Source organism: Vibrio sp. 1249-1 (assembly GCF_033340495.1).
On the sequence record NZ_JAWOWJ010000011.1, the window covers coordinates 80,654 to 98,913 of the forward strand.

14 protein-coding genes are annotated in these 18,260 nt (G+C 44.2%); 4 read left to right on the forward strand and 10 right to left on the reverse strand.

Annotated elements, in window-relative coordinates:
* Positions 1 to 51 precede the first annotated feature (51 nt).
* Together R7Z50_RS18150 and R7Z50_RS18155 are read left to right on the forward strand one after the other, a co-directional pair.
* The gene (locus R7Z50_RS18150; RefSeq protein ID WP_005382194.1) at positions 52 to 480 is read left to right on the forward strand and encodes an HIT family protein; all 429 of its coding nucleotides are present in this window, start codon (positions 52 to 54) and stop codon (positions 478 to 480) included.
* Between the two features lie 150 nt (positions 481 to 630).
* Complete coding sequence (locus R7Z50_RS18155) at positions 631 to 1,152, forward strand: YqhA family protein (RefSeq protein WP_047102885.1); 522 nt, start codon at positions 631 to 633, stop codon at positions 1,150 to 1,152.
* 108 nt (positions 1,153 to 1,260) lie between these two features.
* Here the strand turns inward: R7Z50_RS18155 and R7Z50_RS18160 are convergent, their stop codons facing one another.
* From R7Z50_RS18160 to znuA, 5 genes are all read right to left on the reverse strand, one after another.
* On the reverse strand, positions 1,261 to 1,491 hold the full coding sequence (locus R7Z50_RS18160) for a FeoC-like transcriptional regulator (protein ID WP_005426709.1): 231 nt from the start codon (positions 1,489 to 1,491) through the stop codon (positions 1,261 to 1,263).
* Positions 1,488 to 3,764, reverse strand: coding sequence for a Fe(2+) transporter permease subunit FeoB (gene feoB, locus R7Z50_RS18165; protein ID WP_318149190.1), 2,277 nt, complete (start codon positions 3,762 to 3,764; stop codon positions 1,488 to 1,490). Before feoB ends, R7Z50_RS18160 begins: the two co-directional genes overlap by 4 nt.
* On the reverse strand, positions 3,764 to 3,991 hold the full coding sequence (locus R7Z50_RS18170; protein WP_005382190.1) for a FeoA family protein: 228 nt from the start codon (positions 3,989 to 3,991) through the stop codon (positions 3,764 to 3,766). Before R7Z50_RS18170 ends, feoB begins: the two co-directional genes overlap by 1 nt.
* An 833-nt stretch (positions 3,992 to 4,824) precedes the next feature.
* A complete protein-coding gene (locus R7Z50_RS18175; RefSeq protein ID WP_318149191.1) occupies positions 4,825 to 8,202 on the reverse strand; it encodes a helix-turn-helix domain-containing protein in 3,378 nt (1,125 codons plus the stop codon).
* A gap of 202 nt (positions 8,203 to 8,404) precedes the next feature.
* The gene (gene znuA, locus R7Z50_RS18180; protein ID WP_318149192.1) at positions 8,405 to 9,292 is read right to left on the reverse strand and encodes a zinc ABC transporter substrate-binding protein ZnuA; all 888 of its coding nucleotides are present in this window, start codon (positions 9,290 to 9,292) and stop codon (positions 8,405 to 8,407) included.
* A 78-nt stretch (positions 9,293 to 9,370) separates the two neighbouring features.
* Here znuA and znuC point away from each other — a divergent pair, with 78 nt between their 5' ends.
* Entirely contained in the window at positions 9,371 to 10,159 is a 789-nt protein-coding gene (znuC, locus tag R7Z50_RS18185) for a zinc ABC transporter ATP-binding protein ZnuC (protein ID WP_017634809.1), read from the forward strand.
* Positions 10,152 to 10,937 carry a zinc ABC transporter permease subunit ZnuB gene (gene znuB / locus R7Z50_RS18190; protein ID WP_005382183.1) on the forward strand — a complete coding sequence of 262 codons (786 nt, stop codon included), beginning with the start codon at positions 10,152 to 10,154 and terminating at the stop codon, positions 10,935 to 10,937. Before znuC ends, znuB begins: the two co-directional genes overlap by 8 nt.
* Before the next feature lie 119 nt (positions 10,938 to 11,056).
* On the opposite strand, the gene sucD is transcribed toward znuB, so the two are convergent.
* The 5 genes from sucD to R7Z50_RS18215 form a co-directional block, all read right to left on the reverse strand.
* Complete coding sequence (gene sucD, locus R7Z50_RS18195; RefSeq protein ID WP_005382181.1) at positions 11,057 to 11,929, reverse strand: succinate--CoA ligase subunit alpha; 873 nt, start codon at positions 11,927 to 11,929, stop codon at positions 11,057 to 11,059.
* Positions 11,929 to 13,095 carry an ADP-forming succinate--CoA ligase subunit beta gene (gene sucC, locus R7Z50_RS18200; RefSeq protein ID WP_005382179.1) on the reverse strand — a complete coding sequence of 389 codons (1,167 nt, stop codon included), beginning with the start codon at positions 13,093 to 13,095 and terminating at the stop codon, positions 11,929 to 11,931. The genes sucD and sucC overlap by 1 nt, the downstream gene beginning before the upstream one ends.
* A gap of 213 nt (positions 13,096 to 13,308) precedes the next feature.
* A complete protein-coding gene (gene odhB, locus R7Z50_RS18205; protein WP_005382177.1) occupies positions 13,309 to 14,517 on the reverse strand; it encodes a 2-oxoglutarate dehydrogenase complex dihydrolipoyllysine-residue succinyltransferase in 1,209 nt (402 codons plus the stop codon).
* Positions 14,518 to 14,545: 28 nt separating this feature from the next.
* Complete coding sequence (gene sucA / locus R7Z50_RS18210; RefSeq protein WP_005382176.1) at positions 14,546 to 17,371, reverse strand: 2-oxoglutarate dehydrogenase E1 component; 2,826 nt, start codon at positions 17,369 to 17,371, stop codon at positions 14,546 to 14,548.
* A 171-nt stretch (positions 17,372 to 17,542) separates the two neighbouring features.
* Positions 17,543 to 18,253, reverse strand: a complete 711-nt coding sequence (locus tag R7Z50_RS18215) for a succinate dehydrogenase iron-sulfur subunit (protein WP_005382174.1) — start codon at positions 18,251 to 18,253, stop codon at positions 17,543 to 17,545.
* Between the last annotated feature and the right edge of the window lie 7 nt (positions 18,254 to 18,260).

The following is an 18,260-nucleotide window of genomic DNA, read 5'->3' on the forward strand; positions in this document are numbered from 1 at the left end:
TTGTTTTATCTGGCGTATACTGATGTCATTCAATTCAAATCGGACAACATAATGAGTTTTGAACTGCACCCTCAACTGGCAAAAGACACCACCGTTATCGGCCACTTCCCACTGTGTGTGGCGCTTCTGCATAAAGATAACGCCGTGCCATGGGTTATCTTGGTCCCTAAACGTGCAAACCTAAAAGAGCTTCACCACTTGCCAATGCAAGAACAGCAACAGTTTTTGCTAGAGTCTCAAGCGGTAAGCCAAGCACTGGAAGCAACATTCCGTCCAGACAAGCTAAACCTTGGTGCGCTAGGTAATATGGTGCCACAGCTGCACATTCACCATATTGCTCGCTTCAAAGATGACGTAGCATGGCCGGGACCGGTTTGGGGTAACACCAAAGGTGAATTCCGTACAGAAGAAGAGCAAAACGAATTGCTTGGTCGTATTAAGAACGTGTTATCACTGAGCTCTATTTTCCAAAAAGCATAAGCACTGCAAGCGAAAATAATTCGCCTTTGAATACGGCTGAAACAGACAGAGAAAGATTAATACGTATTTGTAACAATCTTTCTCATTTTTCTGGGATTATCACTAAAATAAAACTTGTTTAGACTACCAGCTCAGTTAGAGAGGGTCATCATGAAACAAGTCTTCAACACATTCCGATACGTCAGCTGGATCGCCATCATCTGTTCTATGGCTGCTTCATTCTTGCTTTTTCTTATGGGTGCAGCAAAAACCTATTCAGCATTTGCGGTCTTCATTCTTAATCAAACACCTCCAGAAGCACTCGCACATTTAGATAAAGCAGACATCGCGATCGCTTATTTGATCAAGTCACTGGATACGTTTCTTGTCGCACTAGTTTTGTTCATCTTTGCTCACGGCATCTACACACTATTTATTTCCAACAAAGCTAAAGCGAAAACACAAGAGCAGTCGGTTTTGCATTGGATCAGAACCCCAAACATCGGCCATCTAAAAAACATTTTGGCTGAAGTCATCATCGTGATCTTGTTTGTGAAGTTCTTAGAGCTCGTGCTGATTAACTTCTACAGCTTAGATTGGACGATCTTAACATTACCTATTTCGATTTTAGTTTTAAGTCTTGGTTTGAAGTTCCTAGGGTTAGGCGCGACTAAACACTCTGAAGAGCATTAATTTCGCTGTATTCACAAACAATAACCAGCAAAATAAAAGCCGCATCATTGCTGATGCGGCTTTGTCGTTTTTACGTGATAATTTTTAGGTGACTAATTTTGATATTCGCTACATGGTGACTGTCAGAGACAAACCATCTTGTTTAGTCACTGAGTAGCGAACTCGAGTCACGTCATGAGCTTTATTGGTGTCAACTAGGCGGCTAATTTTGCCCTTCTTAATCCACACACTTAACATCGCGTCAGCACCATCTTCACTCATCCCAAACTGCTTAGCCAGATCTGACTGGGAAACGGTTCCTTTATCTGCAATGTATTGATAAAGCTCTTTTAAAATCATGCTACTTGCGCCTCTAATACACCGTTTTGTTTCTTACCAACTCGTTTGAACACACGGTATGTGCCAAAGAAGATAGCTACGATCACTGCCATCCAAATGCCACTTGTCACTGGGCTATCTGCGAAATGCGTCAATTGGTTGTAGAACGTCGCACATAGGTAAGCCAAGCCCATTGTCCAAACCGCGATAAAGCGTGCGAACTTATGACCAAACTCACGTACGTAAGCCCCCATCGCCGCCACACAAGGTGTGTACAGTAGGATAAAGATTAGGTAAGCAAATGCGGCATTACCAGAAGCAAACTGCGATTTAATGTTACCGAAGATAGAAGCATCGACTTCTTGTTCTTCGGCAACGGCATTTGAGTCAGTTAAGTCACCCACTTCAATGCCTAGTGGATCTGAGTAGCTCAAACCGGCTAAGTTTTCAGGGATACTCATTACTGCCTCTTCTAGGCTGCCCATTAGATCAAATTCTGCGTCTTCACCGTCACTTGGCGTGGTGTATAGACTGTTAAGCGTACCAACTACCGCCTCTTTTGCGAAGATGCCGGTAATGATACCAACCGTCGCTGGCCAGTTATCTTCTTGAACACCGATTGGCGCGAATACTGGAGTTACAACTTGCGCAGCTTTAGAAAGCACCGAGTTTTCGCTGTCTTCATTACCAAAACTGCCATCAGTACCCAATGAGTTGAAGAAACTCAGAATAGCAACAACGATAACGATGGTTTTACCTGCACCAAGTACAAAGCGCTTTAGCTTTTGCCAAGTTTTGATCACCACGTTTTGTAGCGTCGGAAGCTCATAGTCTGGCATTTCCATTACTAGGCTATCACTGCTACCTGGGTAAAGCGTATGCTTAAGGAAGAGACCCGTAAAGATCGCTGCCACAATACCAAGTAGGTAAAGTGCGAATACAATGTTTTGACCTGAGCCTGGGAAAAATGCCGCAGCGAATAGCGCGTATACAGGCAGACGAGCACCACATGACATAAATGGTGCCATAGAGGCAGCCAGTTTACGCTCACGTTCTTGGTCTAGAGTACGAGTTGCCATGATTGACGGTACGTTACAGCCAAAACCAAGAACCAACGGTACAAATGCTTTGCCCGGTAGGCCGATCTTCTGCATCACTTTATCTAGTACGAATGCTGCACGAGCCATGTAACCTGAGCTCTCAAGTACCGCTAGGAAGAGGTACAAACACGCGATAACCGGAATGAAGGTTGCAACCGTCTGGATACCACCACCGATACCATCAGCAAGAACCGTCACTAACCACACAGGCAAATGACCGTCTAACAAGTGATGCCCACCATCAACCAACAATGCGCCCACACCAATGTCAAAAAAGTCGATAAATGCACTACCGATGTTAATCGAAAACATAAACATCAGGTACATAACAACAAAGAAGAAAGGAATTCCAATCCACTTGTTCAAAATAAACTGGTCGAGTCTTTCAGTCACACTACGACTTAACTTGCCTTCGCTTCGGCGAACTTTTTTACACTGTTCATGCAGACGCGTGTACTTAGTATCCGCGACATGCAAATCGATATCCAAATCTAACGTCGTAATGACTTCCAAGACTTTGCTTCTATCAATATCAGAAAGACTATTGAGCACCATTGTGTCTTTTTCAAGCGCACGAATCGCTAGTGCACGATGAGCGACGTTTTGGTCGTTAAAAAGTGCGGAAACCGTTTGAATTGCCGACTCCATCTTCTCACCGTAATGCAAAGACAATTCTTTAAGTGGCACTCCTTGAACGATGGATTTATGAAGCTTTTCTTTAAACTCTGCCACTTGAGTTTTATTGGTTGCAGATAAACTGACAACCGGACAACCTAACGTTTTCTCAAGCTCTGCAACGTTAATCATCTGACGTTCACGCTTTAGCGCATCCATCTTGTTGAGGACAACAATCATAGGGCGACCAAGTTCGCGAAGTTGCAGCGTCATATATAAGCTGCGCTCTAAACTTGTAGCATCCACCACGTTAATAATGAGATCAGCAGGATGAGTTAGAACCGCACGCGATGCGATGGATTCATCAATACTATTACTATCATTACCACTGTCTAATGAGTAAATACCCGGAAGGTCAGTGAGCAAAAACTCATCCCCAGCATGCTTGAATTGTCCCGTTTTCTTTTCAACCGTGACGCCTGCCCAGTTACCAACTTGCTGTTTTGCGCCAGTTAAACCATTAAATAGCGTCGTTTTACCACTATTAGGGTTACCTACGGTTAGCACTTGATATTGCATTACACTCGCTCCACTTCAATTTTCTGAGCAATTGTTTCTCGCAATGCGACAGACACACCACGGACTTCGACTTGTAAAGGATCGCCCATTGGCGCACGTCGAATCACTTTGACTTCTGTATTGGGAAGCAGCCCCATTACCATGAGTTTCTTTCTGATATCTGATGAAAGACCATCTAACAACCGAATCGTCACCGTATCGCCAGGATTAATCTCTGATAACTTCATAGTGGCCCTTAAGAGTATTGCTAATGAGAAATATTATTATTTAATAAGTTTAGGTTGCCAATATTACTCCCCTATACCCCTTCAATCCTTGTGTGAAATCAAAGATTCCGTAAATGTTTTCACGCTTTCAAACGTTAACTTCGTAAATTTCCTCTCGTTATTTACGTCAAAATTAACAATTAAAAATGACACCTAACGAAACAAAAATGTCACAAACCAAGATAGAAAACAAAAAATGCAAATTAAAACAGTGGGTTAATTAAAAAACAAAACGTTGTCGCTTTTCTCATATAAACATGGCGTTATTTTTATAAGAAAAATAAGTAACCTCTCGTATAGTTACTCCATCGAGAGGGCAACCTCTCTAATAAATTCCAGAAGTGGCATGGCAACATGTCACTCCGGCAGCAAGCGAAGGTGTCCTTGACACCCGTGGTATAGTCCCCCCGGCTATACCACGATATTTTTTTTCACCTCTTTCAAAACTTCTTTACCTTATCCATCTTTTCAACACAGTTTTCGTTTTCACGAATGTCGCATGCCATCATTCACCCAAATGAACAACGCTCTTTTGATACAGCAATACAACTGTCATTTATTTGTTGCAACTATCAGTAAATCATTCTCTTGAAGCCATTTATGCTTATTGCTATGAACATCGCGACTAACAGATAGAACGTGATCGTGCTTACGTGTTGAGAATGGATTTGTAGGCTAGATGTGATGAAGAAACAATGAAACTTACTGCGTTAGCAACTGCAGCAATAATAGAGCACTGTATGCAGCTCCCCAGCATCTTAACTATTAACTAGGGAGCGTATAATGAAGGTTTTCTAGTTAATTTCTTGGCTTTCTTGAGTCAAAGCAAACTTGGAAGGGGGCAAACCAAAATGCAGCTTAAACTTTTGGCTAAAGTAAGATGGATCATTAAAGCCACAGTTAAAGGCGACTTCACTGATTTTCTCACCCGCCAATAACTTTTCACACGCCGTTTCCAAACGAACCTCTGTGACATAGTCTTTTAACGTTCTTGACGAGGCAGATTTAAAACGTCTCTGCAAAGAGCGTTCAGACATATACAGCATTTTAGCGGCTGACGCAGTGCCAAATTCAGGATCATGGTAATGCTCTGCCACTAATTGATAGACTTTTTGCAACCACTCTTTCTCTGGTGTGACTTGATCTTCTGCAATAGTTACAGGATTGAGTTCTTGCTGCGGTTCATCCAGATAACTCCTTTCCTTCGCAGATGGCCATGTAATCTCGACTTTGTTTTGAGCATCAGAAGAGAAGACAGCCAAATAACCACCACTCGTTGTCACTAGTTGGGCAAGGTGGTCAATACTCAACTCAGAGTGATTTAAGTTAGATGGAAGCCCAGTCGCGACTTTATTAGGTAATTGCGTCCCGTAATCAAGAAAGCTCAATGACACAATATCATGTCCCTCTTCTAGCATAATTCTAACCGTTTGACCTCGGAAAGAGCGCTTGATGATATTGGCAAAAATGCTATTGAAAATAACATCAAGATTAAAACTTTCCAGAGCAACCCGGCTCTGCTTGCTCTCATCTTCTAGCTCTACCAAAATACCCGCTTTTGCAAAGTCATCTTGCCATACATCAACCACTGACTGAGTTATCTGACTCAAGTTGTAGTTCTGACTCCCACCACTTACATCACTTGGAACACTTTTGAGTTCATTTAACTGCCAATTCGTTTTAGCCAAATGATCCTCCGTCGCAGTATCGAGAGGCATAGGTAGTTTCGCCACAATAAAGTCGACGCTTGATTTTATGGATAGAGCTACATGGTCTACGAGTAGGTTTCTAACTTGAATCTGTTTACGTAATTGCTGGTTGCTCGTAAGCAACACTCTACTTTGATGTCTTAACTGATTCGTTTTGAGAGTCACTTGAGCTGCTAGATCACGGTTAGCCTGTACAACGTAGCGAGAGCGCCAGAAAACAAGTAATGCGACGACCGCAATACTAGCTACGACAAAGCCTAAAATAGCAAATCGCGATAGATACCAAGGATGAAGGACGATAAAGTGAGATTCTAAACCAACGACTCCAGCGGCAACTTGAGACTCATTACTGACCTGCAAGTGATATTCACCGGAACTAAGGTGCTCGAGTGTCAGTTGGCCCCCCTCTAACGTTTGCCATGGGTCATCGTTGTTCAATCGATAGTACAAGTTTTGACTGTCTGGTTTTGGCATCACACCGAATAAAAAACTCAGCGAAGATCCATATGGCAGTGTGAGCCCATTCAGATCGGCACTACCAACTTGCAGAACTTCATTTTCAAGCACAACTTGGCTAACAATAAACTTAGACTCTGGGGGGTTAGATACAAGCAGCTTGGATGCTTCTGCTTTTACGAGTCCGTACTTCGACCCCAGAACAAGCTCTCGCTCACCAATTTCTGTCTGCTGTATAACGCTACAAATACCAGGGAGGAACTCATTGTTCATTAAGCCTGATGACGATGAGTAATGTTTCACTAACTCACCCGAAAGGTGGTAATAGCTTAAACCGACAGAGGAAGCTAACCATACACCTTGCCTGTCTCTGATCAAGCAAGCAGGTCTGGCGTTGGGCTCACTCATTTCAACAACACGTTTTTCATCGCTTCGTGTATCAGTTTTAAACACACCATAAGATGAAGCAAACCACTGGCTGCCATCAACCGCCGTGGTCATGTCTAATGATTCACCAAACTTTTCTGAAAAACGGATAAACTGGATGTTGTCATTGCTGTATTGGTATACGCCATGATCGGTGCCTATTAATAGGGCGTCTTCAGTATCATATAGGCGCGTAACCTTAGCAGGCAAATACTGACTTACTAGCCACTCACTTCCAAAGTTTCGTACGCTTTGTGCAGCAGTATCAACATTGTAAAGGTGGTATCCGCTTGATACCCAAAGACGGTCATCACCATCAACGGTCACATGCTCTACGGCATGTCCGGCTATAACCTGTAAATAAGGAAATGTAATCTTGTTGAGACCATTTAGCTCAAATATTTCCAGCCCTTTTGAGGTTGCAAGCCAAAGCATGCCGTTTTGAAACGCAAATTCATTGATCTGCGACTCCAACTCTAAGACTTGGTTAATCCCACTCTTTCCTGAACGATAAATCTTTCGGTCATCAGCAAACCAAAGCGCACCATCAGGACCTTCAATAGTTTGCCGAATTCGTCCTGATAGGGTGTGTGAGTCATAACTACTAAAGGTCACTCGTTCAAATTTTTTACTAAATAGCGAGTAATAACGAATACCTTGGTTAGTCGCAATCCACATCCCTCCTATATTGTCGCTCAACAACGAATAAATCTTCGTGTTGTCTAACTCTAACTCAAGAAAACTTGCAGGCGCGACTTCGGTGACCTCACCTGAAAAAAATGAGTACAAATAAAGGCCATGCTCTGTCCCCACCCAATACTCTTGATTTGTCTCTGCGAATGTCAAAACATGTGAGCCGCCAATTCTAATCACTTCTTTATCAGGCTGGTAAATGTTGAAAATTAAAGCGCCACGCAATGTACCTATCAAAATTTCTCTTCGCGTGTGTGAATAATAGACTTTCTCAATGTAGTTTTGACCTGAGGCAGCGACATGGTCAAACTTATCACCTTCAGAAAGATAGAAGCCGGAAGTCGTTGCTAGTGCCCACTTCGTTTCAACTAGCACCGCATCATTAATGTAAACGTAGCTATTATTACTATGTTGATAGAGCTGCAATAGAGAGAAAGAGTTTAATTCGCTAGTGTCGATATTGTAGGTATAGAAATGCGCGCCATCACTCACCCAAATATAGTTCTTTGAAGACCCTATTTTTCTTATTTGTGAGCCTGGATTTAAACTAAAGACTAAACGTCGTTCCTGATTTGGATAGGTTCGATAGACCTCATTTTCAATAAAGGTCCAAAAAGCACCTTTATGATAAGCCAACTGCTTAGCCGACGTTTGTAGGAAGCTACCTGATTTAGGTAATATAGTTTGACCATCGTAAAACAGGACTCGTCCGTGTACGTCATGAATCCACAAACCGCCCTTTTCACCCAAGAACAACTTTTTAGCCGCGATAAAAGTACCCTTTGCCTGAGTTGGCAAAGGGTAAAAGATTGCATTTGCATTATGAAGCGCAAATGCTTGGTAGGATAAGACAAAGCCCAACAGAGCAAGGGCTAATTGGCGTAGCAAGACGAAAACCTTTTGTATCAATTTGTGCTCGGAAAGTGACCGTTCATCGTTTGTAAAGCATGGATTGATACGGTTATTTTGAGCTGATAATTATTGGTAATGATATCTCAATTACTTTCTGAGAAAAGGCTCGCCTTACCAAAGGTTGTAATTCTTACTACTGGATCACGTTAAAAAGACTACTCCTACATTACGACAGCACTTAATCTGACTTTTTGTTCAAGCATTGCTCAAAACTATTCGCCATATTGTTGAGAAAAGTAAAGTAACTGCCAGGTTTTGCTTCAATTGTACTCCCTAACGGGTCAAGCTCGCCTTTAGCGACGTCACTGCCTCTCATTACGCTCTGAACGACAGCCGGGGTAAACTGAGGTTCAGAAAATACACAAGCCACATCTCCACCACTTAGCTTTTGACGAATTTGAATTAAGGTCTTCGCTCCTGGCTTTCGTTCTGGGCTCACAGTAAAATGCCCCTTTTGATTTAGTTCATAACGATCTTCGAAATAACCGTAAGCATCATGGAATACAAAGTAACCTTTGTTTTTTACTGGTGCCAGCTTCTGCTTTATCTGTTGGTCAGTGTCTTTTAGCTCGAGTTCAAACTTTTTGAGGTTCGCTTGATATTGAGCTGCATTTTCCGGATCAAGTGATACAAGTTGATTCACAACAGCCTTGGCCACTTGTTGTGCTTGGCTTACACCTAGCCAAAAGTGCGGATCATGTGAGCCATGATCGTGCCCATCATGGTCATGGTTGTGCTCACTATCAAATTCACGCAATTCTAGATTTGGAATTTGACTAATAGTCAAAGTATTCGATCTATCCGAAACAACTTTCTCTAGAAACGGTTCAAGATCATGTCCGTACCAAATAACCAAATCAGCCGAAGCGACCTTTTTAACATCCGATGGACGCAAAGCATAGTCATGGGGTGATGTGTTAGACTGCAATAGCACGTCTGGTGAAGTTACTCCTTGAGTAAGCTCTGTTACTAACAACTGAATAGGTTTGATACTCGTCAGTACCGTTACTGCCTGTGCTGGAAGTGTTAACATTGCTGAGGCAGCAAGAATTAATGCTCTTTTCATAGTTTTACTTGGGATATGGCGTGGAAAGTGAGATAATGTTACATTATAACATTATTGATTTGCAAATGAGTTTCATTCATGTCTTCCTTAGTCCATCTTGAGCAGTTATGCGTCGAGTTCGATGGCCGCAGAGTTCTCGATAACATTAGTATGGAATTAGAAAAGGGCAAAATAACTACCCTAATTGGTCCCAATGGAGCGGGAAAATCAACGTTAGTCAAAGTTATCTTAGGTCTTCAAAAGCCAACTAGCGGCAAGTTGAACCGACAAAGAAAACTGAAAATTGGTTACGTTCCTCAAAAGTTGAAGCTCAATGACTCCCTTCCATTGAATGTAACCCGCTTCCTAAATTTAGCAGGAAAATACAGTAAGCAGGAGTGCATTGATGCATTAAGGCTTGTTGGCGCTGAACATTTACTTAATAGTAATATGCATCGCTTATCCGGTGGTGAAAACCAACGAGTGTTACTGGCGCGCGCTCTGCTTCAGCGTCCTCAGCTGTTGGTATTAGACGAACCAGCTCAGGGTGTGGATATCCAAGGTCAAATCGATCTCTATGACTTAATTGAGAGCATTCGTCACCGCTTTGATTGTGGCGTATTTATGGTGTCGCATGACTTACATTTAGTGATGGCGAAAACGGACGATGTTATTTGTCTGCATCACCATGTTTGCTGCTCAGGTTCACCTGCCACTATTACTCAGCACCCTTCTTACATCGCACTATTTGGCAATGCTGCGAGAGAGTCTCTCGCGTTTTATCATCACGACCATGAGCATCATCATCACGATTTATCCGGAACGCCAGTAAGCGGTGATGCGATATCATGCTCCCACCATAAACACGGACATCACCATCATGATTGAGTTTCTCCTACCTTCTATTCTTGCTGGTATTGGTATCGCGATCATTGCCGGTCCGCTTGGGTCATTTGTCGTTTGGCGTAAAATGGCTTACTTCGGAGATACCCTAGCTCATGCATCATTAATGGGCCTAGCGCTGGGTTTTTTGCTCAATGTAAATCTCTACCTTGCCCTACTCGTCTGCTGTTTAGCTCTGGCCGTTTTGCTTGTCACTCTGCAAAAGCAACAACTTGTGGCTACAGACACGTTGTTAGGTATCTTGGCACACAGTGCACTCTCTATCGGTTTAGTATCGGTTAGCTTTTTGGAAAACGTGCGCGTCGATTTAATGAGCTACCTATTTGGGGACTTACTTGCCGTCTCTCCACAAGATCTGATGTTTATTTACGCAGGTGTTGTTGCGGTAAGTGCGTGTTTGTACGTCTTCTGGCGCCCACTGCTTTCTAGTACTGTTAGTGAAGAACTTGCCGCTGTTGAGGGCGTGAATACAGACTTAGTTAGATTGGTGTTAATGCTAATGGTGGGTGTAGTAATCGCAGTAGGTATGAAGTTCGTTGGCGCGTTGATCATGACTTCGCTCCTAATTATCCCAGCAGCAACAGCACGTAAAGTCTCTTCATCACCAGAGCAAATGGCATTGTTCGCATCCATTATTGGCTCAGTGGCAGTACTGATGGGGCTTAGCCTATCATGGCACTTCGATACACCGGCCGGCCCTTCCGTAGTGATCAGCGCAACATCCTTATTTATGCTGAGCCAGCTGATTAAAAGCAAAGCATAATCGCATTGAGCATTAAACGCGAAAGACCTTGCTAACAACAAACATAAATCCACGGAAACGGAAAAAGAAAAGCCTGCGAAATCGCAGGCTTTTTAATACTTATTAAGTAGTGTGGTCGATTACCAACCCGTCACTTCACGTAGACCTTGGCCAATCTCTGCTAGAGATTTCACAGTTTTAACGCCAGCCGCTTCTAGTGCAGCAAATTTGTCTTCAGCAGTACCTTTACCACCAGAGATAATCGCACCAGCATGGCCCATACGCTTACCAGGAGGCGCAGTTACACCAGCAATGTAAGAAACCACTGGCTTCGTTACATTTTCTTTAATGTATGCTGCTGCTTCTTCTTCTGCAGTACCACCGATCTCACCGATCATAACGATCGCTTCTGTCTCAGGGTCTTCTTGGAACAGTTTTAGGATATCAATGAAGTTTGAACCCGGGATTGGGTCACCACCGATACCAACACAAGTAGACTGGCCGAAACCTTCGTCAGTGGTTTGTTTAACTGCTTCGTAAGTTAGAGTACCGCTACGAGATACAATACCTACTTTGCCTTTCTTGTGGATGTGACCAGGCATGATACCGATCTTACACTCATCAGGAGTGATAACACCCGGACAGTTAGGACCAATCATGCGAACGCCAGTTTCTTCTAGCTTCACTTTTACGTCGATCATATCTGTAGTAGGGATACCTTCAGTAATCGTTACGATTAGCTCGATACCCGCGTCAATCGCTTCTAGGATTGCATCTTTACAGAAAGGTGCTGGTACGTAGATGACTGTCGCTGTTGCGCCAGTCGCTTCTACTGCTTCACGAACTGTGTTGAATACAGGAAGACCTAGGTGAGTTTGGCCACCTTTACCTGGAGACACACCGCCAACCATTTGCGTACCGTATGCGATAGCTTGCTCTGAGTGGAAAGTACCTTGACCACCAGTGAACCCCTGACAGATTACTTTAGTGTCTTTGTTAATTAATACAGACATTATTTAGCCTCCGCAGCAGCAACAACTTTCTGAGCAGCATCAGTTAGCGACTCAGCAGCAATGATATCAACATCAGAATTAGCAAGAACTTCGCGACCTAGGTCAGCGTTAGTGCCTTCAAGACGAACAACAACAGGTACGCTTACGCCTACCTCTTTAACCGCGCCGATAATACCTTCTGCGATCATGTCACAACGTACAATACCACCGAAGATGTTAACAAGTACCGCTTTCACATTGTCATCAGATAGGATGATCTTGAATGCTTCAGCAACACGCTCTTTCGTCGCGCCGCCACCTACATCTAAGAAGTTAGCTGGTTTGCCGCCGTGTAGGTTTACGATATCCATCGTACCCATTGCTAGGCCTGCACCGTTAACCATACAGCCAACGTTACCGTCTAGTGCTACGTAGTTCAGCTCCCACTGAGCTGCGTGTGCTTCACGCTCATCTTCTTGTGAAGGATCGTGCATTTCACGAAGCTTAGGCTGACGATACAGTGCGTTTGAGTCGATGTTGATCTTACCGTCAAGACATAGCAAGTTGCCTTCACCAGTAATCACAAGTGGGTTGATCTCTAGCAGAGCAAGATCGTACTGAGAAAACATAGTGCCAAGACCCATAAAGATCTTAACGAATTGTTTGATTTGGTCGCCTTCAAGACCAAGTTTGAACGCTAGCTCACGACCTTGGTAAGCTTGTGGACCTACTAGTGGGTCAATTGCTGCTTTGTGGATGAGTTCCGGCGTTTCTTCCGCAACTTTTTCAATTTCCACACCACCTTCGGTAGAAGCCATGAAAACGATCTTACGGCTAGCACGGTCAACTACCGCACCTAGGTATAGTTCGTTCGCAATATTTGAAGCTTCTTCAACAAGGATTTTTGTTACTGGCTGACCGTTAGCGTCAGTTTGGTAAGTCACTAGGTTTTTACCTAACCACTTCTGTGCAAACTCTTTAACGCCTTCTTTTGTATCGTGTAGCTCTACGCCACCCGCTTTACCACGGCCACCAGCGTGAACCTGACATTTAACTACTTTCTTGGCTGTACTAATACGGCCTGCGGCTTCAAAAGCTTCTTGTGGTGTATCACACGCGTAGCCTTCTGGCACAGGCAAACCGAATTCTGCAAACAGCTGTTTGGCTTGGTATTCATGCAAATTCATTTCGATATTCCGTTTGTTTTTCCCTTAAGGGATTTATTATTTCCATAACGCTGCAGTCTTGGCTGCTTGTACGTCTGTAGGGTCTTCTCAAATCAATCCTTCATCATGAGTTCTCATACTGAAGGATTCAAATGAAGGCCAAACGTTGAGCTAGTCTAGCCATTGAAATTTTTAACGTCTAGCTACCTACGATAACTAGACGTTTTAGCGATATTAAACGTCTAATAGGAGACGTGCTGGGTCCTCTAGTAACTCTTTAATCGTTACTAGGAAGCCAACTGATTCACGACCATCAATTAGGCGGTGATCGTAAGATAACGCTAGGTACATCATCGGCAAGATTTCAACTTTGCCATCCACTGCCATCGGACGCTCTTGGATCTTATGCATACCAAGAATCGCTGATTGAGGTGGGTTGATGATTGGTGTAGACATTAGTGAACCGAACACACCACCGTTTGTGATAGTGAAGTTACCGCCCATTAGCTCGTCTACCGTTAGCTTGCCATCACGACCTTTAATAGCCAGCTCTTTGATGCCTTTTTCAACATCAGCGAAACCAAGCTTGTCACAGTCTTTTAGGACAGGTGTAACTAGACCACGTGGAGTTGATACCGCCATGCTAATGTCGAAGTAGTTGTGGTAAACAATGTCATCGCCATCAATCGAAGCATTTACTTCTGGGTAACGCTTAAGCGCTTCTGTTACTGCTTTCACGTAGAAAGACATGAAGCCCAAACGAATACCGTGACGCTCTTCGAACTGATCTTTGTACTGCTTACGAAGGTCCATGATTGGTTTCATGTTCACTTCGTTAAACGTCGTTAGCATTGCCGTGTTGTTCTTCGCTTCTAGCAGACGGTTAGCGACTGTCTTACGAAGGCGAGTCATTGGAACACGCTTCTGACTGCGAGCCGCTGCCGGCACGTCAACCACTGCTGGCGAGTCTTCTTTTGACGCAGATTTAGCGTTCGCAAGATGCGCTTCAATATCTTCACGCGTAATACGACCACCAACACCAGTGCCTTTCACTTGGCTTGCTTCTAAGCCATGTTCAGCCAACAAACGGCGCACTGCTGGGCTTAATGCGTCATTACTTTCTTCGCTAAGCGCAGCTTTGTGACGCTTATCAGGAGATGCTTCAGTACCTTCTGTTTTGTCTGCAGTTGGTTCACCTGCAACTGCGCCTGGCTTCAATTTAGCAATGATTTGTTTAGAAAGTACTGTCGCACCTTCTGCTTCAACAATAGCTTCTAAAACGCCAGCTTCCGGAGCTGGAACTTCTAGCACAACTTTGTCTGTTTCGATGTCAACCAAAACCTCGTCACGCTCTACTGCGTCGCCTGGTTGTTTGTGCCATGTCGCTACGGTTGCGTCAGCAACTGATTCAGGTAAATCTGGAACCAGAATTTCAATTGTCATATCTGTTTCTTCCTTTAACTTCTAATTCTTAATTCGAAGTTTTTGAGTTCACGTTCAGAGCGTCTTCAACCAACGCTTTTTGTTGTTTCAAGTGCACCGACATGTAGCCAACTGCTGGCGAAGCAGAAGCTGGGCGACCTGCGTATTTAAGATTTGCACCTGCAGGAATAGCGGCACGGAAGTTATGTTGGCTACAGTACCAAGCACCTTGGTTCTGAGGTTCTTCCTGACACCACACGAAGTCTTCAACGTTAGTGTATTGAGCAATTGCTGCTTGTACTTCTTCCATTGGGAATGGGTAAAGCTGTTCAATACGCACGATAGCAACATCGTCTTGCTCGTTGTTACGGCGCTGCTCTAGTAGGTCAAAGTAAACCTTACCAGCACAGAACACGACACGTTTCACTTTGCTTGGTTCTAAATCATCTACTTCTGGAATTGCAGATTGGAATGTACCATCCGCCAAGTCTTCAATCGTTGAAGTACATAGAGGGTGGCGCAGCAAAGATTTCGGCGACATAACAATGAGAGGTCGACGCATTGGGCGTACAACCTGACGACGAATCATGTGGTACACCTGAGCCGGTGTTGAAGGAACCACAACCTGCATATTTTGCTCAGCACAAAGCTGAAGGTAACGCTCTAAACGTGCAGATGAGTGCTCAGGGCCTTGACCTTCATAACCATGAGGTAGAAGCATAGTAAGACCGCACAAACGCGCCCACTTTTGCTCGCCTGACGAGATAAACTGGTCGATAACAACTTGTGCACCGTTGGCAAAATCACCAAACTGTGCTTCCCAGATAGTTAAACCACCTGGTTCGGCTGTTGCGTAACCGTATTCAAACGCCAACACAGCTTCTTCTGACAATACTGAGTCAAAGACTTGGAATGGCCCTTGGTTGTCATGAATATTCGCTAATGGAATGTAAGTGCTTGCATCGGTTTGGTTATGAAGAACCGAGTGACGGTGGAAGAAAGTACCACGACCCGAGTCCTGACCAGAAAGACGAATACGCTTGCCATCGTCAACCAATGTAGCATACGCCAATGTTTCAGCCATACCCCAGTCAATGGCTTTTTCACCGGTCATCATTGCTAGACGATCGTTGTATAGCTTATTAACACGGCTTTGCAGTTTATGGCTTTCTGGGTACTGACACAGACGATTGCCTAGCTCAATAAGGCGTGTCTTGTCGTATTTTGAATCCCACTCCATATCCCATTCGTGCCCTAAGTAAGGGGACCAGTCTACAGAGTGCAACGCCATTGGACGCCATTCTTTAACAACCACTTCACCGCGATCTAATGCATCGCGATACTCATTGACTAACTGAGTCGCTGTCTCGATATCTGATTCATTTTTATCGATCAGAACATCTGCATACAATTTGCGTGGTGTAGGATGCTTTTTGATTTTCTGGTACATCAAAGGCTGAGTCGCATTTGGCTCATCCGCCTCATTGTGGCCGTGGCGACGGTAACATACAAGATCGATCACGACATCGCGCTTGAACTCGTTACGGTAATCCAATGCAATGCGAGTAACAAAAGCAACTGCTTCTGGGTCATCTGCATTTACATGGAAAATTGGCGCCTGCACCATCTTCGCGATATCGGTACAGTACATCGTAGAACGCGTGTCACGAGGATTAGACGTCGTAAAGCCTACTTGGTTGTTGATGACGATACGTACCGTACCACCGACTTGGAACCCACGAGCAAGAGACATGTTGAACGTTTCGGCAACCACACCCTGACCAGCGATTGCAGAATCACCGTGGATGGTGATAGGAAGCACTTTGCTACCTTGATTATCACCCAAGCGATCTTGACGTGCTCGAACTGAGCCCATGACTACTGGGTTTACGATTTCTAGGTGCGACGGGTTAAATGCAAGTGCTAAGTGAACATCACCGCCAGGAGTCGCAAAATCAGCAGAGAAACCTTGGTGATATTTCACATCACCCGTACCCCAAGTTTCGTCGTGTTTACCGGCGAACTCATCAAACAGGTCTTGAGGTTTCTTACCAAGTACGTTCACCAGCATGTTCAAACGACCGCGGTGAGCCATACCGATAACCACTTCACGCATTCCACTTGTACCCGCATGACGGATCAACTCTTTCGTCATCGGAATCAGCGCATCACCACCTTCTAAAGAGAAACGTTTTGCACCTGGGAATTTCGCCCCGAGGTAACGCTCCAAACCTTCAGCGGCTGTTAGCTCTTCTAGGAATGTGCGCTTCTCATCTTTGTTGAATGATGGCTGGCCTACGACAGACTCAAGGCGTTGCTGAATCCAACGCTTTTGCTCTGTGTCAGTCATGTGCATGTATTCAGCACCGATGGAACCGCAATAAGTTTTGTTGAGGGCTTCATAGATATCTTTCAACTTCATGGTTTCTTGCCCAACAGCAAAAGAACCTACGTTGAAAGTTTCTTCGAAGTCATCTTCGGTAAGATTATGAAAAGCAGGGTCTAACTCCGCCACTGTTGGGCGTTGCCATAGACCTAGTGGGTCTAATTCTGCAGCTTCATGCCCGCGGAAACGGTATGCGTTGATTAGCTGTAGAACTTTTACTTGTTTTGCATCGACATCTGGGTCACTAACTTGGACATTGTAATGCTTTGTTTCTCTAGCGAGTCGTCGGAAGTAGTCACGGACACGTGAATGTGGTTGTTCTGCCACTTCTTCTGATGGCTTAGGCAAGCCTTCAAAAACACGTTTCCACTCCTCACTTACCAGATCGGGATCACTTAGATACAGTTCGTAGAGGTCCTCTACATACGTTGCATTGGCGCCAGCCAAGTGTGAAGACTCGAGCCATGCCTTCATCACGCCGTTGTGCATATTTTCCCTTAACCAGTAGTTTTCACGTTTGCTTCGGTCTTTGCCGAGCTATAAGAGCCGACTAAAAATACGGTCGGCAATTTTTGTATTCTTTACTCGAATATTACTGAAGCAGTGAAGCGGTCATATCGGGTGATCCGCAACACTGCGACATTCCTAAGAGCGAGTAAATTAAACCGAACGATTAACCAACATCGACTTAATGTGACCGATGGCTTTCGTCGGATTTAATCCCTTAGGACAAACACTTACACAATTCATGATGCCATGGCAACGAAAAACGCTAAATGCATCATCAAGATCAGACAAACGTTCATCTGTTGCCGTATCGCGGCTATCAATTAGCCAACGGTACGCTGCGAGAAGACCAGCTGGGCCGATGAATTTATCAGGGTTCCACCAGAATGATGGGCAAGACGTTGTACAACATGCACACATGATACATTCGTACAATCCATCTAAATGCGCACGATCATCAGGCGATTGTAGGTTCTCACGTGATGGTGGTAATGCACCATCATCAATCAAGAATGGTTTAACTTTCGCATAGTTATCATAGAACTGCGTCATGTCAACGATAAGATCGCGCACGACAGGTAACCCTGGTAGTGGACGAATAACTATCTTATCGCCTTGTAGAGCAGATAACGGTGTGATACACGCTAGGCCGTTTTTACCATTCATATTCAAACCATCAGAACCACATACCCCTTCACGGCATGAGCGACGGAACGCGATGCTTGGATCTTGCTCTTTTAGCAGAATCAATGCATCAAGCACCATCATGTCTGAGCCTTCGTCTACCTCAAGGGTATACTCTTTCATGTAAGGCTTGGTATCCACATCCGGATTGTAACGGTATAAAGAGAAGTTTAATTTCATAGTCGTA

Coding starts and splice junctions, on each gene's coding strand:
- R7Z50_RS18150 (WP_005382194.1), top strand. CDS start 52: ATGAGTTTTGAACTGCACCCTCAACTGGCAAAAGACACCACCGTTATC.
- R7Z50_RS18155 (WP_047102885.1), top strand. CDS start 631: ATGAAACAAGTCTTCAACACATTCCGATACGTCAGCTGGATCGCCATC.
- R7Z50_RS18160 (WP_005426709.1), bottom strand. CDS start 1,491: ATGATTTTAAAAGAGCTTTATCAATACATTGCAGATAAAGGAACCGTT.
- feoB (WP_318149190.1), bottom strand. CDS start 3,764: ATGCAATATCAAGTGCTAACCGTAGGTAACCCTAATAGTGGTAAAACG.
- R7Z50_RS18170 (WP_005382190.1), bottom strand. CDS start 3,991: ATGAAGTTATCAGAGATTAATCCTGGCGATACGGTGACGATTCGGTTG.
- znuA (WP_318149192.1), bottom strand. CDS start 9,292: ATGAAAAGAGCATTAATTCTTGCTGCCTCAGCAATGTTAACACTTCCA.
- znuC (WP_017634809.1), top strand. CDS start 9,371: ATGTCTTCCTTAGTCCATCTTGAGCAGTTATGCGTCGAGTTCGATGGC.
- znuB (WP_005382183.1), top strand. CDS start 10,152: ATGATTGAGTTTCTCCTACCTTCTATTCTTGCTGGTATTGGTATCGCG.
- sucD (WP_005382181.1), bottom strand. CDS start 11,929: ATGTCTGTATTAATTAACAAAGACACTAAAGTAATCTGTCAGGGGTTC.
- sucC (WP_005382179.1), bottom strand. CDS start 13,095: ATGAATTTGCATGAATACCAAGCCAAACAGCTGTTTGCAGAATTCGGT.
- odhB (WP_005382177.1), bottom strand. CDS start 14,517: ATGACAATTGAAATTCTGGTTCCAGATTTACCTGAATCAGTTGCTGAC.
- sucA (WP_005382176.1), bottom strand. CDS start 17,371: ATGCACAACGGCGTGATGAAGGCATGGCTCGAGTCTTCACACTTGGCT.
- R7Z50_RS18215 (WP_005382174.1), bottom strand. CDS start 18,253: ATGAAATTAAACTTCTCTTTATACCGTTACAATCCGGATGTGGATACC.